This is a genomic window from Nocardia sp. NPDC059764, from assembly GCF_042732555.1.
GTDB lineage: Bacteria > Actinomycetota > Actinomycetes > Mycobacteriales > Mycobacteriaceae > Nocardia.
In genome coordinates this window covers 1-22,545 of the sequence record NZ_JBHWHH010000008.1, presented here as the reverse complement: position 1 = coordinate 22,545, position 22,545 = coordinate 1, and the positions used below count along the sequence as shown (strand labels likewise).

The window sequence follows — 22,545 nt, the reverse complement described above, 5'->3', positions numbered from 1 at the left end:
GGTCACATGAGCCGCCCGAGACCGCTCGACCAAGCCGTTAGCTCAGGCTTGGCGGCGGGGCGTGCGGGAAGGGACGGATTCGAGGCCGTCGCCGATGCGGCGGGCGGCGGCGGAGAGTTCGGCCAGGTAGTGGCGGCGTTCGGGGCGGGTTACGTCGGGGCGGAGGGGGCCGATCTGGAGTTCCATGACGGCGTGGCCGCTGTCGTCGAAGACCGGGGCGCTCATATAGCTGAGCGGGAGGGTGGCGTCGGAGTCGAAGGTGGGCTGGTCGTAGGCGCTGCCGCCGAAAGTGGCCAGCTGGGCCAGGACTCGGCCGCGGAGGTCCTTGTCGCCGGGGTGTTCGGCCAGGTGGGTGGCCACGTCGGAGAGGACTCGGAGGCCGGGGAGGCTGTCGGGTTCGAGGCGCCAGGCGCAGTAGCCCGCGGCGCGGAGGGTGTCGAGGACGGCGCGATATTCGTCACGTCGCTCGGTGCCGCGGGTGTCGAGCCAGTCGCGTTGGCGGGCCTTGCCGGTGTGGGCGATGATCGCGGCGCCGGCGGGAGCCAGGAGGGGGATGCGGACACCGGATTCCATGCCGATGGTGAGGCGGTCGCGGGTGACGGCGACGAATTTGAGGTGGCCGCCGCTGAGCGCGGTGAGGGCCGCGCCGCAATTGACGCGGTCGGCCAATTCCTCCAATTCGCGCTCCAACCAGGCACGATCATGACGGCCCGCGGCGGCGCGGGCGCCGATGGCGGCGAGGCGGCCGCCCAGTTCGTAGCTGAGATCGGGGAGGCGGCGGACCCAGCCGCGGTCGGCCAGGGCGGCCAGGATGGAGCCCGCGGTGGAGCGGTTCAGGCCGAGGGTGTCGGCGATCTCGGCGGCGGTGAGCGAGTCGCGTTGGGCGGCGAGCAGTTCCACGATGGCCACCACACGCTGGGTGGGGGGCGAACTCTCGGTCTTGCCTGTGGGCACCACGGTCTCCTAGCCTGAGCCGCGGCACAAATAGCCGTACGGCTGGGTACGAATAGTCGCATCGAGGAGCAGGGCATGGCAACCAGGGCACAGGGGCCGAGCGGGTCGTGATCGCGGATTTCGCCGACCACTGGCTGCTGTACTGTTCCATCCCGCTCGTCGCGGCGCTCATCGGCTGGGTGACCAAGATCGTCGCCGTGCAGATGCTCATGAAACCGCTCGAGTTCAAGGGCATCCCGCCGTGGCTGGGCTGGCAGGGCGTCATCCCCCGTTCCGCGCCGCGCATGGCCACCATCGCCGTGGACCTCATGTTCGGCAAGCTGATCGATCCGCAGGACATCATCGCCCGCATCGACATCGGCGAACTCACCACGCGCCTGCGCGAACCCCTCGACGCGGGCGTCGACTACATGGTGCGCGCCATGATGATGAAGCATCAGCCGCGGCTGTGGGTGAACATGCCCGAGGCCGCGCAACGCGCCATCATCGAACGCGCGCAACGGGATCTGCCGCAATTGATCGAGGACATCGTCTTCGACCTGCGCACCAATATCGACCAGGTGATGGACCTGCGCGGCATGGCCATCAACGCCCTGGTCGACGACAAGTCGCTGCTGGTGGAGATGGTGCGCCGGGTCGGCAACAACGAGCTGCGCTTCATCGTGCGCTCCGGGCTGATCTTCGGCACCGTGCTGGGTTTCGTGCAGATGTTCACCTGGTCGCTGACGCACAATCCGTTGCTCATGCCCGCGTTCGGCGGTTTCACCGGCCTGCTCACCGACTGGCTGGCGCTGCAGATGATCTTCCGCCCGATCCGTCCGGTCGGTATTGGCCCGTTCAAGTGGCAGGGCCTGTTCCACAAGCGCCGCGAGCAGGTCTGCACCGACTACGGCGATCTCATCGCCACCGAGATCCTCACCCCCGCACGCATTCTCGAGGCCGTTCTCAATGGCGAACGAGCCGACCGGTTGGCATCCCTGCTGAGCCGCCACGTCAGCGAGTTCCTGGAACTGCAGACCGGCCCGGCCCGCCCGCTGGTCATGATGGTCGCCGGCGACAGCTACACCGCCATCGAACGCGACGCGGTCACCTTCGTCCTCGACCACATCAAGGCCGCCGCCCACTCCGGGTTCGACCAGCACGCCATCGAGGCCCTCGATGTCCGCAGTCTGGTCATCGAGAAGACCAAGCAGTTGTCCGACGACGAGTACGAGGGCCTGCTGCGACCCGCCTTCAAACAGGACGAATGGAAGCTGGTCGCGATCGGCGCGGTGCTCGGATTCCTGGTCGGCGAACTCCAGGTTCACCTGATTCTGGGGTGAGCCCGCCGATTTCGGGGCACATTCCGACCACCGTTCCAGCCCGTCGGCGTGGCGTTGGTCGTACGATGGGCACTCGCCCGCAAAACCGCCGGTAGTCTCGAATTCGCATGCTACGCATGCTGGACGGCACGGTGAAGTACCACGCAGCATCGGCGAAATCACCGTGAGTCTCCTCAAATTGCGATGTTTGCGAAGCCGAATCGGTACCATCCCCCACGTGCGCAAGATGTATGCGGGGGCCCGACTACGGCGGTTGCGCGAGGAACGGCGGATGACCCAGGCGGCCTTGGCCAAATCCCTGGACCTGTCGCCCAGCTACCTCAACCAGCTCGAGCGTGATCAGCGACCGCTCACGATTCCGGTGCTGCTCAAACTGAATTCCACCTTCGACCTGGACGTGCAGTTCTTCGCCGCGGACTCCGACGCGCGGCTGGTCTCGGACCTGCACGAGATCCTGGTGGAGGCCGCGGGCGGCAATGCCGCGCCGGTGGCCGAGGTCGAGGATCTGGCCACCCGCATGCCCGAGGTCGCGAAAATCGTTGTGGCCATGCATCGCCGACTACGGGCAGCGACCGACCAGTTGGATCTGTTGTCCTCCAAGGTGGCCACCCCCACCGGCACGCCCGGCGTCGCGATGCCCTACGAGGACGTGCGCGACTTCTTCTACGACCACCACAATCACATCGCCCAGCTGGATCTGGCCGCCGAGCGGCTGTTCGAGGAGAGCGGGCTGAACATCGGCTCGCTCGACCGCCAGCTGGCGCGGGTGGCCGAGGAACGCGCGGGCGTCACCGTCCTGGTGCGCGGCGACGGGGCCGACCCGAACATCCCCAAGCGCCACTACGAACCCGAGACCCGCACCCTCACCCTGGCCCGCCGGCTGCGGCCCGGCCAGCGCGCCTTCCAGATCGCCGCCACCCTGGCCTTCCTGCTGCACGGCGCCCTGCTCGACGAGGTGCTCGACGAAAACCCCGCCCTCAGCGGCGAATCCCGCACGCTGGCCCGGATCGGGCTGGCCAACTACTTCGCGGGCGCGCTGATCCTGCCCTACGGCAAGTTCCTGCGCTCGGCCGAGGAACTGCACTACGACATCGACCTGCTGGGCCTGCGCTTCGAGGTGGGCTTCGAGACCGTCTGCCACCGCCTGGCCACGCTGCAACGCCAGGGGCAGCGCGGGGTGCCGTTCTTCCTGATCCGCAGCGACCGGGCGGGCAATATCTCGAAACGCCAGTCCGCCACCGCCTTCCACTTCTCCCGGGTAGGCGGCAGCTGCCCGCTGTGGGTGGTGCACGAGGCGTTCGACCAGCCCGGCCGGATGCTGTCACAAGTGGCGTCCATGCCCGACGGGCGGCGCTACCTCTGGGTGACCCGCACCACCGCACCCACGCCGAGCGGGTTCGGCGGCGCGGGAGGCGAATTCGCCATCGGACTGGGCTGCGATATCGAATACGCGGACCGTCTGGTCTATTCACGCGGCCTGGAGATCGAGGATCCCGCCGCGGCGATACCCATCGGAGCGGGCTGCAAGGTGTGCGAGCGCCCGTCCTGCGCCCAGCGCGCCTTCCCGCAGATCGGGCGGCCACTGGCGATCGACGAGCACACCAGTTCGGATCTGCCGTACCCCCGTATGCCCCGCTGAGGCCGGTGAGCCGGAAGCGGGGCTTGCATCATGCTTGCCCTCATCCAATTTGGATATCCATTTCGCCCGATTGCATCAAATACCGAAAGGTATTAATACTGTCTAGTATTCTTGATCGCACACCTGGAAAATCATGAGTTACCCGGATTAATCCGGCGTTTGCTCCCCATCTCCCGCGCATCCTGTGTAGCGTCTGGATTCGCTCGAAGATTTCTCGGAACAAGCGGTGGGCGGCAGTGATCGGTATCGACGGATGCCTCAAACGCATCATGGACATTCCCGGTGCGTGCAGCGTCACCCTCGTGGACGGCGCGAGCGGGCTGGCCATCGCCGCCGCCGGTCGCCACGACGTCGTCGATCAACACGAAGACGCAGCTGCCGCAACCGATGTCGTGCGCTCGGTGCTCACCTCGCCGGCCATGGCCACCGGCCGCCCCGGCGACGACATCACCGAGATCATCGTGTGCGGAACCGGCGGATATCACCTGCTGAATTTGATCGACGGCGATTTCGACGGACGGCTTTTCGTGCACGTTCTCTTCGACGGCGACACCGGCAATCTCGCCATGGCCCGATACCAGCTGCGGATTATTCTCGCCGAATTCTCCGAGGATGATCATGGACAGTGAACTCGTCATCGAACTGCGGCGGCTGGAACAGCAACGCGGCACCGGCGTGCTCACCGTGGGCGATGGCGCATTTCATCTCGCCGAGGGCGCGATCGTGGCCGCCGATTGCCGGCGCACCACCGGACTCGATCGCCTGGCGATAACCGCCGGGCTCACCGACGCCGAGGGCTGGCGCCGCGCCCGGTCCGGAACCCCCGACCAGCTACCGACCGGCCCGCGGCTGGAAACCCTTGCGCTGCTGTCGGTCTTCGACGCCGCCTACCTACTGCTGGCCGCACCCGCCCGGGTGGAGTTCCGGGAAGGGCCGGGGCACTGGCTGGCCCACGCCTGCCGGATCACCCCGGGCGCGCTGATCCACGAATGCGCCCGCCGCGGCGACCCGACCGCGGGCGTGTGGCCGGTGGAGCTGGTGGATCGCGTCGCCGTGGTCCCGGTGCGACGGGTGCAGCGACGGCGGGTGGTGCTCACCGGCGGCCAGGCCGAGGTGCTCGCCGCGGTCGACGCCCGCCGCAGCATCACCGCGCTCGCCGAGGACCTGGGCCGCACCACCTACGGCTGCCTGCTCGCGGTGCGCGAACTCACCGCGGCGGGGCTGATCGAGGCGCCGGTCACGGTGGCCCTGGCCGACCACATCGGCGCCGTCACCGAGCCGGACCGGCCACCGGCCGAACGATCCGCCGCCCCGGACGAGAACTCCGCGGCGGCAACGAATTCCGCCCCGCCGCTGCGCCGCCGGGTGCGGCAGGCCGCGGCGGTCGCCGTCCCCGACCGCTGGGAACCGCCCGACCGGGACGTCCTCATCCGGCTACGGGCGGCACTGGAGGAACTGGCATGACCGCGAACGGATAGGGAGGCGGCCTTGGAGGAGCTCGCGTGACCGCGCGGCGAAGGCGGCTCGGCGAATTGATAGGAAGGTTGACCAAAGTGGCGATGTCCGGCCCAGAACCGAACACGCAGGTACACAGGGAGCTGAAGGCGCTGCGGGACCGGGTGCCGCAGTTGACCGGCACGCTGGTGGCGTCCACCGACGGGCTGCTCATCGCACATGATCTGCCCGCGCACATCGAGCCGGCGGGCATGGCGGCGCTCACCGCCGCACAGCTCTCGCTCTCACACCGGCTCGCCGCGACCGCGCACGGCGGCGGCTTCCACGAGGTGGTGGTGCACGGCGAGAGCGGCGACGTCGTCATCTACGCGGTCGGCTGGACCGCCTCGCTCACCGTCCTCGCCGGGCCCGGCACGAATATCGGCCGCGTGCACCTGGAATCACGGCCCACCGCCCGGGCCATCGCCGACCATCTCGCGGCCGTCACCGGCGACGCCGATCCCGCCGCCGCGCTGCCGCCCGGAACACAGACTTCGAACCCCAAGTGAAACACCGATTGAAAGGAAACCCCATGTCCAACATGGATATCGCACTGAAGGACATGATGGTGATCGACGGCGCGATCGGCGCGGCCGTGGTCGACTACAACAGCGGCATGGCGCTCGGCATGCTCGGCAGCTCCAAGGCGCTGGATCTCCAGGTCGCCGCCGCGGGCAACACCGAGGTGGTGCGGGCCAAGATGCGCACCATCGACCAGCTCGCCCTCAAGGAGGAGATCGAGGACGTCCTCATCACCCTGAGCAGCCAGTATCACATCATCAGGCCGATGACAGGACGGAAATCCAAGGGCCTGTTCCTGTATCTGGCGCTCGACCGCGCCCGGGCCAACCTGGCCATGGCCCGCCACCGCCTCAAGGGCATCGAGGAAGACCTCGAGGTGTGACCTGTTCCGCGCCGAACCCGGGTGCCCGTACGGGCGAATTCGCCGGATCCCCGTACGGGCGAACACCATTGTGAATCCCCATGACGGATCACCATTTTGACAGCCGATACCGGGCACACTTCCAGCACCGAGCCGGTAGTCTGAACCGCGTCAGCCGATGCCAGACGGCGTTGTCCCGCATCGAGGACCCCGGCTGCTCTTCTTCGCCTCGCGTCCGAACCCGACTGTGAAAGGACGAAGGGAACCCGCTCATGACTACCAAGGCAGATCTGCCGGACGGACTGCAGATGCGGACCAGCACCGTCGGCGGCGCCAACGGCAGCTGCGTGCAGGTCGGCTACTGGCCCGGCCGCGGCATCGTGGTCGCCCACAGCAAGGAGGGTAGCAACGGCGCGGTGCTGCTCTTCACCGTGCGCGAGTGGGAATCCTTCATCGAGGGCGTCAAGGCCGACGAATTCCCCGCCGCCGTTTAGCCCGGCGAATGGGACGTCCACGCCACGGACGGGCTAGGTTCGGTGGCTGTGGCGTTCGAATACCGGGTCGGTGACATCCTCGAGCTGTCCTGTCCGTTCACCGCGGCACGGGTCACCGAGCTGACGGCGGACCAGGTCCGCGTCGAATGGCCCTGGTGGGCCGACGATCCCGACGGCGACGGCTGGAACGGCGTCGTCACGGTGCCGGCCGGACCCGGCGCACCCGGCTGGGAACACGAACTGTTCCGAATCCGGCCCGCCGACGGCGAACTCGCCGCCGACGCGCCGTGCCGGGTCGGGATTCCGCCGACCCTGGTGCGCGTGACCGGGCTGCGCGAGCACGAACCGCCGCGCGTGACCGGCCGGTTGCCCCGGCCGCGCCGGGAGATCGCCTACCTGCGTGCCGGTCTCGCCGACGAGCCCGGAGCAACCGATCAGGAACCGGTGTTCGATCCCGACGACGGCATCCCCCGGACCGTCGAATTGCGGTTCCGCCCCTACGCTTTCCTCGAACCGGGCGACGAGGTCGCCGACTCCGCCGGCCGCGCCTGGCGCTTCGGCGGACCCTGGGACTGGCAGCCGTTCGGCCCCGCCGCCACCGACGAACCGAGCTGGCCGCTGATGCTGCTCACCCGCGACGGCGACAGTGACGACGCCGCCGCGGTGGACGTCACCGAGGCCACGCTGTCCGGCTCGCACGAGGAGGAAATGGCGCGGTGGCGCGAATTCGCCGGGCTGACTCCCGACGACGCCACCGCCGAATAGTCCGTCAGGACTTGGCCAGATACTCCAGACGTTCGCCGTCCACCGCCGCGCGCATCATGCCCGCCAGACCCGGATGGTTCTTCAGACCCGGATCCGAGGACACGATCTCGCGCGCCACTTCCTGTGCGGCGGTGATGACTTCGAGGTCGTCCAGCAGCGACAGCAGGCGCAGGCTGCGGGCGGTTCCGGACTGGGCCGACCCCAGCACATCACCCTCGCGACGCTGTTTGAGATCCAGGACCGCGAGTTCGAAACCGTCGGTGGTGCCCGCGACCGCCTCCAGCCGGGCCATGGCCGTCCCCATCGGATTGGTCTCGGTGATCAGCAGGCACAGGCCCGCGTGCTTGCCACGACCGACCCGGCCGCGCAGCTGATGCAACTGGCTGACGCCGAAGCGGTCCGCGTCCACGATCACCATGACGGTGGCGTTCGGGACGTCGACACCGACCTCGACCACCGTGGTGCAGACCAGCACATCGATCTCGGCGTCGTTGAAATCCCGCATGACGCGGTCCTTCTCGTCCGCGGGCAGCCGGCCGTGCAACAGGCCCACGCGGAGGTCCTTGAACGGGCCCGCCGCCAGCATCTCGTACATGTCGACGGCCGAATGGGTGGTGGGGCCTTCCTTCTCCTCCTCGGCTTTCGCCTTGCGGCCCTTGCCCTTCCCGTTCTCCTCCTCGTCGCCGATGCGCGAGCACACCACGTACGCCTGCCGCCCCTGCGACACCTCTTCGTGGATGCGCTCCCACGCGCGATCCACCCACGCCGGTTTCACCTTGGCGGGAACGACTTTCGAGGTGATCGGCGACCGGCCGCGCGGCAGCTGGGTCAGCACCGAGGTCTCCAGATCGCCGAGGGTGGTCATGGCGATGGTGCGCGGAATCGGGGTCGCGGTCATCACCAGCAGGTGCGGGCTCGCCGCACCTTTCGCCTTGGCGCGCAGGGCATCCCGCTGCTCCACGCCGAACCGGTGCTGTTCGTCGACCACCACCATGCCCAGGTCGAAGAACTCCACATTGTCCTGGATCAGGGCGTGGGTGCCGATCACCAGACCGGCGTCACCGGTCACCGCGTCCAGCAGGGCGGCCTTCTTCTGGCCCGCCGACATGGAACCGGTCACCAGCACGATCTTGGTGGCGTTCTCGTCCGCGCCCAGCTCCCCCGCCGTGCCCAGATCGCCGAGCATCTTCGACAGCGACCGATAATGCTGGGCGGCAAGGACTTCCGTGGGGGCGAGCAGCGCGCACTGCTGACCGTTGTCCACCACCTGCAGCATGGCGTGCAGGGCGACGATGGTCTTGCCCGAACCCACCTCACCCTGCAACAGCCGGTGCATGGGGTGCGGACGCGACAGGTCCGCGGAGATCTCGTCGATGACCGCGCGCTGCCCCTCGGTCAGCTCGAACGGCAGCCGCTTGTCGAAGGCGGCGGCGATGCCGTCGGTGCGCGCCGGGCACGGCTTGGCGGTGCGGCCCTCGGTCTGATGACGGCGCTCGGCCAGCACCAATTGCAGGGCCATCGCCTCGTCGAACCGCAGCCGGCCGCGGGCGGCCTCGATATCGGCCTTGTGCTCGGGTAGGTGGATCAGGCGCAGCGCGTCCGACACCGGCAGCAGCGAATGCTCGGTGCGCAGCGATTCCGGGAGCGGGTCGTCGATCGGGTCCAGCTGATCGAGCACCTGCCGGATGCAGCGCAGCAGATCCCAGCTCTGCACCTTCGCCGTCGACGGATAGACCGGGATGAACTCGCGCTCGAAGAACGAGACATCCACTCCCCCGGCGCCTTTCGCGGTCTGCGCCAGGCCGCGCAGCGCGCCGCCGCCGCGCACCGAGGTGAGGTTCTCGATCGACTCGCCCTGTTCGGGCAGGATCAGATAGTCGGGGTGCGAGAGGTTCCAGCGGTCCGGCCGCCACCAGTGCACGGTGCCCGACATCATCGCCCGCACACCGTCTTTCACCAGATAGCGGACCTTGTCGCCATTGAAGAAGGTGATCTCCACCGGGCGCGGGCCGCCGGTGTCCAGGTTCACCTTGAGCAGGCTGCCGCGGCGATTCTTCATCGGGCGCAGATCGGTCTTGGTGACCCGGCCCATCACCGTGATGTGCTGGCCCTCCTCCGGCTGCTCCTCGGTGAGCGGCTGCCCCTGGGTGGCGTAGCGCAGCGGATAGTGCCGCAACAGATCCTCGACGGTCTGCATGTCGAAGTGCTCCTGCAGCGATTCCGCCGCCTTCACCCCGAGCACGTGATCGAGCCGATCAGCCAGCGTCGCCATCTATTCCACCCCGATCTGCACCAGGTCACCGGCCTGACCGCCCGGGTACACCACCACTTCCACACCCGGGAAGCCGGCCGCCACATGCGCGGTCAAGTCGTCGGAAAGTCCTTCGGGCGCATCATCGCCCAGGAGCATGGTCACCAATTCCCCACCCAGGCCCAGCATTCGGTCCAGCAGCGTGCGACCGGCGGCCGGCACATCGGAATCGATGACCACCACATCGTGGCCGACCAATCCGAGCCCGTCGCCCGCCGCGCACATCCCCACCATGGTCAGCGCGCGTTCCGGCGCGACCCGCAGCGCACCCCACCGGGTTCCGGCCGCCGCCTCCGACATGGCGAACGCGTCATCGGCCGCGGCCCGTCCGGCATCGTGCATCGACAGCGCCGCCAGGCCCTGCACCATGGACCCGCACGGCAGCATCAGCACCTCGCGCTGCCCGTCGCGCGCCGCCACACTCACCGCGACCAGCTCGTGCGCGGGCAGGGCCCCGTTCGGCAACACCAGCACCTCCCGATGCGGAATGCGCCGGATCGCCTCGAGCAGGACCTCCGAGGTGACGGCCCCCTCGATCACGACCGCCCCCGCGTCCTCGAACAACCGCACCGCCCCGACCCCCGACGCCACCGCCAGGATCGCGCGATCGACCCGCCCCGCCGGCCTGTGCCCGGAATCGTCGAGCACCTCGATCCGGATCCCGCTCAACGCGCCCGCCGCCAGCCCGGCCTCGACCGCCGCGCCCGCGTCCCCGCAATGCACGTGCGCGGACCAGGTTTCCGCGCCGTCACCCACGACCACGACCGAATCCCCCAGCGCCCCCAGCCGATCCCGCAGCTCGCCGATGCGCTGCTCCTCGGTCCCGCGCACCAGGAACATCACCTCGTAGTGCGGGACACCACCGCCGATCGCGGAGCACAGCGCATGCGCACCCGAATTCGATACCGCCGCAACGGAATTCGATGCGGATGATGCACCGGAGGCGTGCGCGGCCGCCGGATGATCGACGTGATCGCCGTCCGGATCGGCCGCACCAAGGCCGTACTCGTCCTCTACCGCCGAGAATCCGGAACGGCTCGGTGAAGCCGAGGAGCCGGAACTCTTCGCGCCCGTCCCGGACGCGGGTTCCGGACTCCGCGCCTCGCGGTTCGGGATCCGGGACGGCCGCCCTTCGGGCGCGCCCCGCCGGTACACCGGGCGCGCGGGCGCGCTGCCCCCAGCCGCCACCACCAATTCGTCCAACAGCACGAGCAGTCCGCGCGCCCCCGCGTCGACCACCCCGGCCTCGCCCAGCACACCCAATTGGGTCGGCGTCTCCCCCAGCGCCTTGACCGCCCCGTCCGCCGCCGCCAGCGCCACACCCAGCAGATCCCGCTCGGTGGCATCGGCGGCGCGTTCGGCGGCCCGGTCCAGCACGGTGAGCATGGTCCCCTCGACCGGTGAGCTCAACGCCTCCCGCACCAGCCGCGCCGCCTGCCGCAGCGCGACCCGCAACGCCCGCTCGGTCAGCGGCCCCTCGGCCACCGCGTCCGCGATGCCGCGCAATACCTGCGACAGGATGATCCCGGAGTTTCCGCGGGCCCCGACGGTCGCCGCCCGCGCCATGGCGGCGGCGATGTCCCGGGCCGATAGGTCGGAGTCGCCCGTCGGGGCGGCGGTGCCCGACCGGACCGCGGCTTCGCCCCCGCCGACGGCCGCCCGCATGGTGCTCAACAGGTTGGTGCCGGTGTCTGAGTCGGCGACGGGGAAGACATTGAGGGCGTTGATCTCGTCCCGGTGGCGTTCCAGGGCGGTGAGGGTGTGGCGACCCCAGTTCAACAGGGCCATACCGTCGAGCGCGTCCGCTACCCCGGGCACCGTCACCGTCCTTCCGCTCACGTCGTGAAATCCCCTCGCCAGCCTAGTCGGGGCAACCGACACCGCGCCGCCACCTGGCGTTCGTACACCGCATACGGGACCGGTACCGGGGGCCTGATTGGACACGCCTGGGACGGGTTGGCTACTCTTGGGCGGTTGCCTCACGCAGGCACGGTCCTGCTCGCTCAGGCATCGGCATGCGTTCACCGGCTCTCAGCCGGTAGGTACGGTCCAAGACATTAGGCTTTCGGACACGCTGTACGTCGTGCAGCGGGTCCCTCTATGACATGAAGGAGCTCGCGACTATGGCTGCCGTCTGTGACGTCTGCGCCAAGGGCCCCGGCTTCGGTAAGTCGGTTTCGCACTCGCACCGGCGCACCAACCGTCGCTGGAACCCGAACATCCAGACCGTGCGCGCCCAGGTTGCCCCCGGCAACACCCGCCGCATGAACGTCTGCACCTCCTGCCTGAAGGCGGGCAAGGTCGTTCGCGGCTGACAAAGCGCTTTTCGTCGAAAGCCCCGGCACCCAGAATGGGTGAACCGGGGCTTTTGTCGTTCAGAGGGCGAGACAGGTGGCAATCATGGGTGAGTGGCAGGTCGTTCCACTCGAACCGAAGTACGTCCACAGCATGTCCGAATGCCACATCGCCTGCTGGCGGGAGGCGTATCAGGGGCTGGTGCCCCAGCACGTGCTCGACGCCTTCGACGTGGAGCGGCGGGCGGCGGCGTGGAGCCGGATCCTGTTCGAGTACCCGGGCCGGATCCGGGTCGCCGTGCTCGACGACGGCACCGTCATCGGCTTCGCGGGCAGCGGTGAGAACCGCGAGGAATCACCCGCCGCCGAATACGAGCTCAGCGCCCTCTACGTCCGCGCGACCTACCACGGCACGGGCGTGGCCCAGGCGCTGATGGACGAAGTGCTGCCGGAGACCGGCGATATCGCGCTGTGGGTGTTCGAGGAGAACCCCCGCGCGCGGGCCTTCTATACGAAATACGGCTTCGAACCCGACGGCGAACGCCGAGTCGAAGCCTTCTCTCCCGCACTGCAAGTGCGGATGGTGCGCCGGGCCCTGACGGGGTGAGGCCCGGCGCCGCGGGTCACGCCGCGCCGTTGAGGCAATCCACCTGCTGGCTGATCGACTGCAGCAGGCATGCCGTCCGCGAGGTGACGTTGGACGAGAGTCCGCTCACGCTATTGGTGTCGAGCAGGCTGCCGACGGGCTTGACCGAGGTGGTGGACTCGGGGACGTAGGGGTCCAGGGTCAACGGCTCGGCATTGGCGATGGCCGGGGCCGAGGCCAGCGCGGCACCGGCGGCCAGAGCGACGAAAACACCACGGGCAGTCTTCTTCTGCATACACATGCTCCTGAATCAGGTAACGGATCAGCGCTACGGCAGACGCCAGTCGACCGGCGCGGCCCCTAGGGTACCCAGCAATTCGTTGGTTCGGGAGAAAGGCCGGGATCCGAAGAATCCTCGCGAAGCCGACAGCGGTGACGGATGCGCGGATTCGATGTACGGCGTATCGCCCAGCAGCGGCTTCAGCGTGGACGCGTCGCGGCCCCACAGGATCGCCACCAGCGGCTGGTCCCGGGCGACCAGCGCGCGAATTGCCTGCTCGGTCACCGCTTCCCAGCCCTTGCCGCGATGCGAGGCCGGCTGGCCCGGCTGCACGGTCAGCACACGGTTGAGCATGAGCACGCCCTGATCGCACCACGGCGACAGGTCACCGTTGGACGGCATCGGCAGGCCGAGGTCCTTGGTCAGCTCGGAGTAGATATTGGTCAGGCTGCGCGGAATCGGCGAAACATCCGGGGCCACCGAGAAACTCAGGCCCACCGGATGTCCCGGCGTCGGATACGGATCCTGACCCACGATGAGTACCCGCACCTTGTCGAACGGCCGCTGGAAGGCCCGCAGCACGTTCTCCCCCTTCGGGAGATAGCCACGCCCCTCGGCGTTTTCGACTCGCAGGAATTCACCCATCGCGGCAATACGGTCGGCCACCGGTTCGAGGGCCTCGGCCCAGCCCGTATCGATGACTTCCGACAGTGGTTTCGCGCCCATGTCGGGAAAACTTATCGTGTCGAGTTCCATCGCGGTACCGGACCCTGCTATGCGAAGGAATCCCAACCGGCAGGTCCGGTTCGCGAGGTTCCGTCCACCGTCACGCCCTCGCCCGCGACAACCCGGCCGACGCGCCGCCAGCCCTCCGGCAATTCGCTCGAATCAGTGAAGGTCGCGGCGAAGGCGTGGTCCTCGCCGCCCGCCAGAATCCAGTCCAGGGGGCTGACGCCCAGCGCCTTGCCGACCGCCTCCAGCTCCGGATCGGCCAGGGCTTCGGACGCCAGATCGATGGCCACCCGCGAGGATTCGGCGATATGCCCCAGGTCGGCCAGCAAGCCGTCCGACACATCGGTGAGCGCGGTGATCTCCGCGGTATCGGGCAGCTCCAGCACCGCCTCGTACGGGGGCCGCGGAACCCGGTGCGCGGCAACCACGTCCGCGAACTCCGTCTCCACGGCCACGAACTCGGGTTTCCCGGCCGTGCCCGCGGACAGCACCGCGAACCCCGCACCCGAATGCCCCAGCGGCCCGGCCACCGCCACCACATCACCCGGCCGCGCACCCGACAGTTTGATCGGCGCGCGGCGCGGATCCCCGAAGGCCGTGACGCTGATGATGATCAGCGGGCTGCGCACCATGTCGCCGCCGGCGATGGACGCTCCCGCCCGCCCCGCCTCGGCCCACATCCCGTCGGCGAGGGCGCGCACGAATTCGACCGGCGTCTCGGCCGGACAGCCCAGCCCCACCACGAACGCGCTCGGCACCGCTCCCATGGCCACCACGTCCGCGGCGTTCTGGGCGATGGCCTTGCGGCCGATCTCCTGCGGGCTCGACCAGTCGGTCCGGAAGTGGCGGTCCTGCACCAGCATGTCGGTGGTCACCACGAAGCGGCCCTCGGGCGCGGCGATCACGGCGGCGTCGTCGCCCGGGCCCAGCAGCACGCCCGGCGTCTGCGTGCGCCCCGCGTTCACCAGCGCGATGAGCCCGAACTCGCCGAGCTCGCCCACGGTGCGGGCAGCCGGAACGGACTGCGGATCGCTGGCGGTGGTGATGGCGGTCTCCTTCGGGGCGAGTGTGATGCGAGCGGCCGACCGCTCGACGGTACCCTCGAACCCGCAATCGACGACCAGCAGCCGGGCAGCACACCGCGAGGACGCGCACACCCGGCACGGCACGATCGGGGATCGACGACCGGATGAGCAACGACACCCGCGGCACCGAACCGGAAAACAGCGACGCGGCGGCGCCCGACGCCCTCGAGGACACGGCGGCCGAGACGCCCGCCACCGAGGCCGACGCCGACGCGAAGCCGGAGTCCGCGAACGCCGGGGACTCCGACGCCGAGTACGAGATGCGTCGTTCGCCCGCGCTCATCGCCACCGCCGTCGCGCTGCCGGTCGCCCTGGTCGTCGGACTGATCGTGATGGGCGTGCTGGCCAACCGGCACCACAGCCGCGATCCGCTGGCCCTCGGTTCGGTGCCCGCGCCCGCGGCCGCCGGACCCGAATGCACCGCGCTGCTCCCCGCGCTGCCCGACACGATCGGCGACTACACCACCGCCGAACTGGTGCAGCCCGCGCCGCCCGCCACCCACGCCTGGCAGCTGCCCGACGGCGGCGACGCCATCGTGGTGCGCTGCGGCCTGGACCGGCCGCTGGAATTCACCAAGTCCTCGCCGTTGCAGGTGGTGAACGGGGTCAACTGGTTCGAGCTGCGCGACCAGACCAGCGGCGTCACCTCCGGCACCTGGTGGGCCGTGGACCGCGGCACCTATGTCGCGCTGACCATGCCCGACAATGCCGGAGCGACTCCGCTGCAGGAGGTTTCGGAGGCCATCAAGAAGGCCATGCCCGAGAAGCCGATGGATCCGAACCCGATCCCCAACTGACAGATATATATGGAGAAGCCGGGTGGCTCAGAGCTTGCGGAGCGTGGCCTTCCCGGCGGTGAGATCGATCTCGGGTCCCTCGTCGCCGTCGCCCGGATTCTCCCGGTGCATGAGCACCGACTGCCGCTGCTCCATCTCCAGCCGCTTGCCGGAGCTGAAGGCCGCGTCGAACTGTTCCAGGCCGATGGCCGCCGCGCCCCGGCCCTCCTCGTTCCGCATCCACGGCAGCGCGGTGCGCCCGGTCAGCTTGCGATACGCGACATCGGCGAAGGCCACCGCGATGATCAGCAGGGCCAGACCGGGAATCGTGAGGGCGACGAGCACACCGTCGAGGCTACGCGCGGACCCGGCTCGCGGCGTCGCCCCGCGGTCGCACGCGAACGGCCGGGTCCATCATCCGAAATGATGAACCGGGCCGTCGACGGGGAAGTCAGCGCAGGCCGGTGCCGCGGGCGCGGGCGGTCTCGATGAGGGTGCTCACCAGGGTCCGGTTGTCGATCCCCGCGGCCTCCCACATGCGCGGGTACATCGAGATCGAGGTGAAGCCGGGCATGGTGTTGATCTCGTTGATGACCGGCCCGTCGGCGGTCACGAAGAAGTCGACGCGGGCCAGGCCCTGGCAGTCCAGGGCGCGGAAGGCGCGCACCGCGAGCTCCCGGATCTCCTGGGACACAGCGTCGTCCAGCTTGGCGGGGACGTCGAACTCGCAGACGTCGTCGAGGTACTTGGTGTCGAAGTCGTAGAAGTCGGGGGCCTGCGCGTCGTCCTCCGGCATCCGGATCTCGGCCACCACACTGGCTTCCACCCGGCCATCCGGGAACTCCAGCACACCGCACTCGACCTCACGGCCGACGATCCCGGCCTCCACGATCACCTTCGGGTCGTGGCGGCGCGCCTCCTCGATGGCGGCGTCGAGCAGATCCCAGCTGTCCACCTTGGTGATGCCGATGGAGGAGCCGCCGCGGGCGGGCTTCACGAACACCGGCAGGCCCAGGCGATCGCGGTCGGCCTCGGAGACGGTCGCGACGCCGGGGCGCAGCACGATCTGCACGCCGATCGGAAGACCCTCGGCCGCAAGCAGTTTCTTGGTGAACTCCTTGTCCATGCCGGCCGCGCTGGCCAGCACGCCCGGACCGACGTAGGGCAGTTCGGCCAGTTCCAGCAGACCCTGCAGGGTGCCGTCCTCACCGAACGCGCCGTGCAGCACCGGGAACACGATGTCGACGGCGCCGAGCACGGTCTGCGCGCCGTCCAGCGGTACCAGCGCGCCCGCCCGCGAGGGATCCGCGGTCAGCGCCAGCGCGGTGCCCTTGTCGTCGACCATGGGAAGCGCGCGATCCTGCGCGGACAGCGTCCGCGGATCGGCGTCGCCGAGCACCCAGGTGCCGTCCCGGGTGATGCCGATCGGAACAGCCTCGTAGCGTTCGGGATCGAGGCTCGCCAACACGGTGCGCGCGGACACACACGACACCCCGTGCTCGTTGCTGCGGCCGCCGAACACTACCGCCACCCTGGTCCTGTTGGTCATGCCCCGAACCGTACCCGGTCGATTGTGGCGGAAGTGTTACGCGGTCGTCCCGAACCGGGGGTGGTTCACTCGGACTTCAGACGGCGGCCCTGCAATTGCCCGACCGCCTCCGCCGCCGAGAGCCCCTCGTGGCACACCTGATGCACCGCGTTGGTCAGCGGCATCTCCACCCCGTGCGCGGCGGCCAGCGCCCGCACCGATGTGCAGGACTTCACACCCTCCACGACCTGGCCATGAGTCGCCTCCAGGGCGGTCTCCATGGTGCCGCCCGCGCCCAGCGCGTGCCCGAAGGACCGATTGCGCGACAGCGGCGAGGTGCAGGTGGCCACCAGATCACCGACACCGGCCAGTCCGGCGAACGTCACCGGCTCCGCGCCGACCGCCACCCCCAGCCGGATGATCTCGGCCAGCCCGCGCGTGATGAGCGTGGCGATCGAGTTGTCGCCCAACCCCATGCCCGAGGCGATCCCGCAGGCGAGCGCGATGACGTTCTTGCACGCCCCGCCGATCTCGCAGCCGATCACGTCGGAATTGGTGTACGGCCGGAAATAGCCGGTGGCACAGGCGTGCTGCACCGCCTCCGCGCGCGCCACGTCCGGGCAGGCGATCACGGTCGCGGCGGGCTGCCCGGCCGCGATCTCGTGCGAGAGGTTCGGGCCCGACAGCACCGCGATCCGGCTCGGATCCGCGCCGGTGACCTCCGCGATCACCTCGCTCATCCGCAGCAGCGTCCCGGTCTCGATGCCCTTGGCCAGACTCAGCAGCGTGGCATCGGCCGGAATCAGGTCCTTCCAGACCGCGAGATTGGCGCGCAGCGACTGCGACGGCACCGCCAGCACCACGATGTCGGCCCCGTCCAGCACGACGGCCGGATCATCGGACGCGGCCAGCGGCGGCAACACCACATCCGGTAGATACCAGGGATTTCGATGCTCGGTGGCCAGCACCTTGGCCACCTCCGGCCGCCGAGCCCACATGGTGGTCTCGGTTCCCGCCTCCGCCAACACCTTCGCGAACGCGGTCCCCCATGACCCCGCTCCCAACACCGCTGCCCTTGCCATCAGACAATAGTAATTTGCCCTCCGCTTCGCTCCGGGCTGGGTTCGCGGCCCCGAAGTCTCGATTCTTCCCTCCCCCGCTCCAAGCGCGGGGCGGTGGAGCGCAGTCCAGAATCGAGCGCTCCGCCTCCCCGCGCTCGGCCGCGAACCTGAGGGTTTTCCGGCTCTCGGGTGGTCGCTCATGCGCCCGTCATCTTGGAGTGGGAGGATTCGGGCATGCACCCGTCCGTGCACGCGGTCATCGCGGTCAAGAGCTTGGGACTCGCCAAGAGTCGGCTGGGTGATGGGCTGGGTCCGGAATATCGGCCGCGGCTGGTGCTGGCGATGCTGGCCGACACCGTGACCGCCGCCGCGACCACGCCGGGCATCGCCTCGGTGACCGTCGTGACGCCCGACCCGGCCGTGTCGGATCTGGTTCGTGAACTCGGCGCGCTCGTGCATCCCGAACCCGAGGTCGTCCCCGCGCACACCACCGGTCTGAACGCGGCGCTGGCCGCGGGCGCGGACGCGGTGCGGCGGGCGCACGGTCCGGTCGATCTGCTTGCCCTGCAAGCGGATCTGCCCGCGCTGCGTCCCGACGAACTGGGCGAATTGCTCGCGAGCGCAGGGCATCGCCGGTCGGTGGTCACCGATCACGAGGGCAGCGGCACCGTCGCCCTGCTGGTGCGCGGCGGCGGGGACGATCCGCTGACCGCCGCGTTGAACCCGCTCTTCGGTCCGGACTCCGCCCGCCGCCATATCGCCGGGGGCGCGGTGGAGTTGCCGGGCGATTGGCCTGGATTACGTCAGGACGTCGATACCGCCGCGGATCTCGAGCGCGCCGCCGCGCTCGGCGTCGGGCGGGCGACCAGCGCGCTACTCCGAGAAATCAGCGTGTCGCAAGCGTGTCACGAAACCGGGAACGGGTGCCGGGCCGAATCATCACTGTCCTGACGCGGCGTGATCTGCGCTGCACTGGACGGTGTCAGAACCGCACCACACCCACGACATAGGGAATGATCGTGAGAGTGAGCGATACGGAAACCGTCAAGCAATCGCCGCTACTACCGGCGGCGCCGCCCGCGGCAACCCCACCGCCCACCGCGATAGCGCCGCTGCCCGCGGACCGGTACGTCAATCGGGAACTCAGCTGGCTCGACTTCAACGCCCGCGTGCTCGCGCTGGCCGAGGACCGGTCGCAGCCGCTGCTCGAACGGGCCAAATTCCTCGCCATTTTCGCGTCGAATCTGGACGAGTTCTACATGGTGCGCGTCGCGGGCCTCAAGCGCCGCGCCGAGACCGGGCTGTCGGTGCGGTCCGCCGACGGCCTGTCCCCCACCGAGCAGCTCGAGATGATCGCGGTGCGCACCCAGGAGATCGCCGCGCGGCACGCCCGCGTCTTCCTGGACCAGGTGCTGCCCGCGCTCACCGCCGAGGGCATCGACATCATCCGCTGGGCCGACCTGGAGGACAGCGAGAAGGAACGCCTGTCCGGATATTTCCAGGATCAGGTGTTCCCGGTGCTGACCCCGCTGGCGGTCGACCCGGCCCACCCGTTCCCCTACATCAGCGGCCTGAGTCTGAATCTCGCCGTGACGGTTAAGGATTCGATGACCGGCGGCGAGCACTTCGCCCGCGTCAAGGTGCCCGACAATGTGGACCGCTTCGTGCGGGTCCGCCGCGCCGGCAACCGTGAATCCGGTGCGGCACAAGGCCCGTCCGGCGCCGCGCAGGGCCCGTCCATGGCCGCCTTCCTCCCGATGGAGGAGCTGATCGCCGCGCACCTGGATCAGCTGTTCCCGGGAATGGAAGTGGTGGAACAGCATTCGTTCCGCATCACCCGCAATGCCGACCTGGAGGTCGAGGAGGACCGCGACGAGGACCTGCTGCAGGCCCTCGAACGCGAACTCGCCCGCCGCCGCTTCGGCTCCCCGGTGCGCCTGGAAGTCTCCGACGACATGACCGAGCACATGCTCGATCTACTGCTGCGCGAACTCGACGTCGACCCCGCCGACGTCATCCAGGTGCCCGGCCTGCTCGACCTGTCCTGCCTGTGGCAGGTCTACGGCGTGGACCGGCCCAACCTCAAGGACGCCCCCTACGTCCCCGCCACCCCGCCCGCCTTCGGCGAACGCGAAACGCCCCGAAACGTTTTCGCCGCCCTGCGCGAGGGCGACGTGCTGGTGCACCACCCCTACGACTCCTTCTCCACCAGCGTGCAGCGGTTCATCGAACAGGCCGCCGCCGACCCGCAGGTGCTGGCCATCAAGCAGACCCTGTACCGCACCTCCGGTGACTCCCCCATCGTCAACGCCCTCATCGACGCCGCCGAGGCCGGCAAGCAGGTGGTGGCGCTGGTCGAGATCAAGGCCCGCTTCGACGAGCAGGCCAACATCAAATGGGCGCGGGCGCTGGAGCAGGCGGGCGTGCACGTGGTCTACGGCCTGGTCGGGCTCAAGACCCACTGCAAGACCTGCCTGGTGGTGCGGCGCGAGGGAGCCACCATCCGTCGCTACTGTCACATCGGCACCGGGAATTACAACCCGAAGACCGCGCGCCTGTACGAGGACGTCGGATTGCTCACCGCCGCACCGGAGATCGGCGCGGACCTCACCGACCTGTTCAACTCGCTGACCGGCTACTCGCGAAAGGCCAACTACCGCAACCTGCTGGTGGCCCCGGTCGGCGTCCGCGCCGGGATCATCGAGCGGATCGAACGCGAGATCGAACTGGCGCGCGAGGGCGCCGACGCGCGAATCCGCGTGAAGGCCAACGCCATCGTCGACGAACAGGTCATCGACGCGCTCTACCGGGCCTCCCAGGCCGGGGTGCCGGTCGAGATCGTGGTGCGCGGCATCTGCGGCCTGCGCCCGGGCGTGCCCGGCATGAGCGACAACATCCAGGTGCGCTCGATTCTCGGGCGGTACCTGGAACATTCGCGGGTGCTGCACTTCCAGGCCCAGAACGAATACTGGATCGGCTCGGCCGACATGATGCACCGCAACCTCGACCGGCGCGTGGAAGTGCTGGCACAGGTGAAGGATCCGCGCCTGGCCGACCAGCTCGGACAGGTGTTCGACTCCGCCACCCATGCGGCCACCCGCTGCTGGGTGCTGCGCCCCGACGGCAGCTGGCAGGCCCAGCCCGGCCCCGACGTGCCCTCCGACCAGATTCGGGACCACCAGGAGTACCTCATGCGGCTGCGTCGTCCGGACCGCCAGTGAGCAGAACCACCAAGGACCCCGCCGCCGAATTCACCGATCCACCGGTCAAGGCCAATATCCTCGCGGCGGGGGCGGTGTTGTGGCGGCACGCCCCGGGCACCGACGCCGTCGAGATCGCCCTCGTGCACCGCCCCAAGTACGACGACTGGTCGCTGCCCAAGGGCAAGCTGGATCCCGGTGAGACGCCGGTGATCACGGCCGTGCGCGAGGTCACCGAGGAGACCGGGCTGAATTCGCGCCTGGGGCGCTATCTCGGCCACGTGACGTATCCGATCCCGGGTCATCGGAAGCTGAAGCGGGTGGACTACTGGGCCGCCGAGGTCGTCGACGGGGCCTTCGAGTCCAACTCGGAAGTCGACGTCCTGCACTGGTACCGCCTCGACCGGGTGATGGACGCCGTCTCCTATCCCATGGATCGCACCATCATCCGCAATTTCCTGCGCCAGCCCGCCGACACCGCCACCCTGCTGATCGTCCGGCACGCCAAGGCCGGGCGCAACGACCGCTACGCCGGGGACGACGACCTGCGGCCGCTCGAAAAGGCCGGTCGCGCACAGGCTCGCGCCCTGGTGCCCAACCTGCTCGCCTTCGGCGCGGCCGAAATCATCTCGGCCCCACCATCACGCTGTGTCCAAACCGTGACCCCGCTGGCCGAAAAACTGGGCGTCGATATCGAACTGGAGCCGTTGTTCTCCGAATCCGGTTACGCGGCAGCACCCGATGCCGCCCGCAAACGCGCCCGCGACCTGGTCTCCACCGAATCGGTGCGGGTGATCTCCAGTCAGGGCAAGGTGATTCCGGATCTGCTGGAGTGGTGGGCCGCCGAGGACGGGGTGAGCCTGCCACCGGCCCGCAACCGCAAGGGGAGCGTGTGGGTGCTGTCCTTCCACGGCGGCCGGCTGGTCACCGCGGACCATCTCGACCGCATTCTCGTCCCCGCCGACCTACCCCAGGGCTGACCGGGTCATCTGTCGTCCGGCGGCCGCCCAGAACCCTTGGAACGCCGCCGTACCGGCCATTGTCCGGCCGAATCCACCCGCCGGACGGCCGATTCCGGCCCCCTACCGGCCCCGGACATGCGAAACGGCCCGGCGATGCCGGGCCGTCTCACGTGTCGTCC

The 22,545-nt window shown here is 69.2% G+C and carries 23 protein-coding genes; 14 read left to right on the top strand and 9 right to left on the bottom strand.

What is annotated here, in order from left to right; genetic code table 11:
* Positions 1 to 42: 42 nt before the first annotated feature.
* Positions 43 to 954, bottom strand: a complete 912-nt coding sequence (locus ACFV4K_RS02925; protein WP_379271594.1) for a helix-turn-helix domain-containing protein — start codon at positions 952 to 954, stop codon at positions 43 to 45.
* Positions 955 to 1,061: 107 nt separating this feature from the next.
* On the opposite strand from ACFV4K_RS02925, the gene ACFV4K_RS02920 reads away from it, so the two are divergent.
* The 8 genes from ACFV4K_RS02920 to ACFV4K_RS02885 all read left to right on the top strand — a co-directional run bounded on the left by ACFV4K_RS02920 (position 1,062) and on the right by ACFV4K_RS02885 (position 7,551).
* Positions 1,062 to 2,276, top strand: coding sequence for a DUF445 domain-containing protein (locus ACFV4K_RS02920; protein WP_379271593.1), 1,215 nt, complete (start codon positions 1,062 to 1,064; stop codon positions 2,274 to 2,276).
* A gap of 217 nt (positions 2,277 to 2,493) precedes the next feature.
* The gene (locus ACFV4K_RS02915) at positions 2,494 to 3,915 is read left to right on the top strand and encodes a short-chain fatty acyl-CoA regulator family protein (protein WP_379271591.1); all 1,422 of its coding nucleotides are present in this window, start codon (positions 2,494 to 2,496) and stop codon (positions 3,913 to 3,915) included.
* Between the two features lie 236 nt (positions 3,916 to 4,151).
* Positions 4,152 to 4,544: a hypothetical protein gene (locus ACFV4K_RS02910; protein ID WP_357097539.1), complete on the top strand. Its 393-nt coding sequence runs from the start codon at positions 4,152 to 4,154 to the stop codon at positions 4,542 to 4,544.
* Positions 4,534 to 5,379, top strand: coding sequence for a hypothetical protein (locus tag ACFV4K_RS02905; RefSeq protein WP_379271589.1), 846 nt, complete (start codon positions 4,534 to 4,536; stop codon positions 5,377 to 5,379). Before ACFV4K_RS02910 ends, ACFV4K_RS02905 begins: the two co-directional genes overlap by 11 nt.
* A 95-nt stretch (positions 5,380 to 5,474) precedes the next feature.
* Positions 5,475 to 5,918 (top strand): roadblock/LC7 domain-containing protein, encoded by a 444-nt coding sequence (locus ACFV4K_RS02900; protein WP_357097543.1) that lies wholly within the window; start codon positions 5,475 to 5,477, stop codon positions 5,916 to 5,918.
* Between the two features lie 23 nt (positions 5,919 to 5,941).
* Positions 5,942 to 6,313, top strand: coding sequence for a hypothetical protein (locus ACFV4K_RS02895; RefSeq protein ID WP_379271587.1), 372 nt, complete (start codon positions 5,942 to 5,944; stop codon positions 6,311 to 6,313).
* 251 nt (positions 6,314 to 6,564) lie between these two features.
* The gene (locus ACFV4K_RS02890; RefSeq protein ID WP_357097547.1) at positions 6,565 to 6,786 is read left to right on the top strand and encodes a DUF397 domain-containing protein; all 222 of its coding nucleotides are present in this window, start codon (positions 6,565 to 6,567) and stop codon (positions 6,784 to 6,786) included.
* Between the two features lie 48 nt (positions 6,787 to 6,834).
* A complete protein-coding gene (locus tag ACFV4K_RS02885; RefSeq protein ID WP_379271585.1) occupies positions 6,835 to 7,551 on the top strand; it encodes a hypothetical protein in 717 nt (238 codons plus the stop codon).
* A gap of 4 nt (positions 7,552 to 7,555) precedes the next feature.
* Here the strand turns inward: ACFV4K_RS02885 and recG are convergent, their stop codons facing one another.
* Positions 7,556 to 9,823, bottom strand: a complete 2,268-nt coding sequence (gene recG / locus ACFV4K_RS02880; protein ID WP_379271584.1) for an ATP-dependent DNA helicase RecG — start codon at positions 9,821 to 9,823, stop codon at positions 7,556 to 7,558.
* Positions 9,824 to 11,701 carry a DAK2 domain-containing protein gene (locus tag ACFV4K_RS02875; protein WP_379271582.1) on the bottom strand — a complete coding sequence of 626 codons (1,878 nt, stop codon included), beginning with the start codon at positions 11,699 to 11,701 and terminating at the stop codon, positions 9,824 to 9,826. It lies immediately after the preceding gene.
* A 284-nt stretch (positions 11,702 to 11,985) separates the two neighbouring features.
* On the opposite strand from ACFV4K_RS02875, the gene rpmB reads away from it, so the two are divergent.
* Both rpmB and ACFV4K_RS02865 read left to right on the top strand, forming a co-directional pair.
* Positions 11,986 to 12,177 carry a 50S ribosomal protein L28 gene (gene rpmB / locus ACFV4K_RS02870; protein WP_011210730.1) on the top strand — a complete coding sequence of 64 codons (192 nt, stop codon included), beginning with the start codon at positions 11,986 to 11,988 and terminating at the stop codon, positions 12,175 to 12,177.
* Positions 12,178 to 12,262: 85 nt separating this feature from the next.
* Positions 12,263 to 12,763 (top strand): GNAT family N-acetyltransferase, encoded by a 501-nt coding sequence (locus ACFV4K_RS02865; RefSeq protein ID WP_379271580.1) that lies wholly within the window; start codon positions 12,263 to 12,265, stop codon positions 12,761 to 12,763.
* 16 nt (positions 12,764 to 12,779) lie between these two features.
* Here ACFV4K_RS02865 and ACFV4K_RS02860 read toward each other — a convergent pair whose 3' ends face one another.
* From ACFV4K_RS02860 to ACFV4K_RS02850, 3 genes are read right to left on the bottom strand one after another with little or no spacing between them, the layout of a single operon-like run.
* Positions 12,780 to 13,037: a hypothetical protein gene (locus ACFV4K_RS02860; protein ID WP_379271579.1), complete on the bottom strand. Its 258-nt coding sequence runs from the start codon at positions 13,035 to 13,037 to the stop codon at positions 12,780 to 12,782.
* Between the two features lie 33 nt (positions 13,038 to 13,070).
* The gene (locus ACFV4K_RS02855) at positions 13,071 to 13,748 is read right to left on the bottom strand and encodes a uracil-DNA glycosylase (protein ID WP_379271683.1); all 678 of its coding nucleotides are present in this window, start codon (positions 13,746 to 13,748) and stop codon (positions 13,071 to 13,073) included.
* Between the two features lie 47 nt (positions 13,749 to 13,795).
* Entirely contained in the window at positions 13,796 to 14,755 is a 960-nt protein-coding gene (locus ACFV4K_RS02850; protein WP_379271681.1) for a thiamine-phosphate kinase, read from the bottom strand.
* 188 nt (positions 14,756 to 14,943) lie between these two features.
* Here ACFV4K_RS02850 and ACFV4K_RS02845 point away from each other — a divergent pair, with 188 nt between their 5' ends.
* Positions 14,944 to 15,636 carry a DUF3515 domain-containing protein gene (locus ACFV4K_RS02845; protein ID WP_379271577.1) on the top strand — a complete coding sequence of 231 codons (693 nt, stop codon included), beginning with the start codon at positions 14,944 to 14,946 and terminating at the stop codon, positions 15,634 to 15,636.
* Between the two features lie 27 nt (positions 15,637 to 15,663).
* Here the strand turns inward: ACFV4K_RS02845 and ACFV4K_RS02840 are convergent, their stop codons facing one another.
* The 3 genes from ACFV4K_RS02840 to ACFV4K_RS02830 form a co-directional block, all read right to left on the bottom strand.
* Positions 15,664 to 15,960: a DUF6191 domain-containing protein gene (locus ACFV4K_RS02840; RefSeq protein WP_379271575.1), complete on the bottom strand. Its 297-nt coding sequence runs from the start codon at positions 15,958 to 15,960 to the stop codon at positions 15,664 to 15,666.
* Between the two features lie 106 nt (positions 15,961 to 16,066).
* Positions 16,067 to 17,164, bottom strand: a complete 1,098-nt coding sequence (locus tag ACFV4K_RS02835) for a D-alanine--D-alanine ligase family protein (protein WP_379271573.1) — start codon at positions 17,162 to 17,164, stop codon at positions 16,067 to 16,069.
* A 65-nt stretch (positions 17,165 to 17,229) separates the two neighbouring features.
* Positions 17,230 to 18,225, bottom strand: coding sequence for an NAD(P)H-dependent glycerol-3-phosphate dehydrogenase (locus ACFV4K_RS02830; RefSeq protein WP_379271571.1), 996 nt, complete (start codon positions 18,223 to 18,225; stop codon positions 17,230 to 17,232).
* Between the two features lie 213 nt (positions 18,226 to 18,438).
* On the opposite strand from ACFV4K_RS02830, the gene cofC reads away from it, so the two are divergent.
* The 3 genes from cofC to ACFV4K_RS02815 all read left to right on the top strand — a co-directional run bounded on the left by cofC (position 18,439) and on the right by ACFV4K_RS02815 (position 22,384).
* Positions 18,439 to 19,155, top strand: a complete 717-nt coding sequence (cofC, locus tag ACFV4K_RS02825) for a 2-phospho-L-lactate guanylyltransferase (RefSeq protein WP_379271569.1) — start codon at positions 18,439 to 18,441, stop codon at positions 19,153 to 19,155.
* A gap of 62 nt (positions 19,156 to 19,217) precedes the next feature.
* Positions 19,218 to 21,425 carry an RNA degradosome polyphosphate kinase gene (locus ACFV4K_RS02820; protein WP_379271567.1) on the top strand — a complete coding sequence of 736 codons (2,208 nt, stop codon included), beginning with the start codon at positions 19,218 to 19,220 and terminating at the stop codon, positions 21,423 to 21,425.
* Positions 21,422 to 22,384, top strand: coding sequence for an NUDIX domain-containing protein (locus ACFV4K_RS02815; protein WP_379271566.1), 963 nt, complete (start codon positions 21,422 to 21,424; stop codon positions 22,382 to 22,384). The genes ACFV4K_RS02820 and ACFV4K_RS02815 overlap by 4 nt, the downstream gene beginning before the upstream one ends.
* The last annotated feature ends 161 nt before the right edge of the window (positions 22,385 to 22,545 follow it).

What these genes read in the sequence shown, in the direction of transcription:
- rpmB (WP_011210730.1), top strand. Translation starts at nt 11,986, where the DNA reads ATGGCTGCCGTCTGTGACGTCTGCGCCAAGGGCCCCGGCTTCGGTAAG.
- ACFV4K_RS02895 (WP_379271587.1), top strand. Translation starts at nt 5,942, where the DNA reads ATGTCCAACATGGATATCGCACTGAAGGACATGATGGTGATCGACGGC.
- ACFV4K_RS02860 (WP_379271579.1), bottom strand. Translation starts at nt 13,037, where the DNA reads ATGCAGAAGAAGACTGCCCGTGGTGTTTTCGTCGCTCTGGCCGCCGGT.
- ACFV4K_RS02900 (WP_357097543.1), top strand. Translation starts at nt 5,475, where the DNA reads ATGTCCGGCCCAGAACCGAACACGCAGGTACACAGGGAGCTGAAGGCG.
- ACFV4K_RS02830 (WP_379271571.1), bottom strand. Translation starts at nt 18,225, where the DNA reads ATGGCAAGGGCAGCGGTGTTGGGAGCGGGGTCATGGGGGACCGCGTTC.
- ACFV4K_RS02865 (WP_379271580.1), top strand. Translation starts at nt 12,263, where the DNA reads ATGGGTGAGTGGCAGGTCGTTCCACTCGAACCGAAGTACGTCCACAGC.
- recG (WP_379271584.1), bottom strand. Translation starts at nt 9,823, where the DNA reads ATGGCGACGCTGGCTGATCGGCTCGATCACGTGCTCGGGGTGAAGGCG.
- ACFV4K_RS02845 (WP_379271577.1), top strand. Translation starts at nt 14,944, where the DNA reads ATGAGCAACGACACCCGCGGCACCGAACCGGAAAACAGCGACGCGGCG.
- ACFV4K_RS02820 (WP_379271567.1), top strand. Translation starts at nt 19,218, where the DNA reads ATGATCGTGAGAGTGAGCGATACGGAAACCGTCAAGCAATCGCCGCTA.
- ACFV4K_RS02855 (WP_379271683.1), bottom strand. Translation starts at nt 13,748, where the DNA reads ATGGGCGCGAAACCACTGTCGGAAGTCATCGATACGGGCTGGGCCGAG.
- ACFV4K_RS02890 (WP_357097547.1), top strand. Translation starts at nt 6,565, where the DNA reads ATGACTACCAAGGCAGATCTGCCGGACGGACTGCAGATGCGGACCAGC.
- cofC (WP_379271569.1), top strand. Translation starts at nt 18,439, where the DNA reads ATGCACCCGTCCGTGCACGCGGTCATCGCGGTCAAGAGCTTGGGACTC.
- ACFV4K_RS02835 (WP_379271573.1), bottom strand. Translation starts at nt 17,164, where the DNA reads ATGACCAACAGGACCAGGGTGGCGGTAGTGTTCGGCGGCCGCAGCAAC.
- ACFV4K_RS02905 (WP_379271589.1), top strand. Translation starts at nt 4,534, where the DNA reads ATGGACAGTGAACTCGTCATCGAACTGCGGCGGCTGGAACAGCAACGC.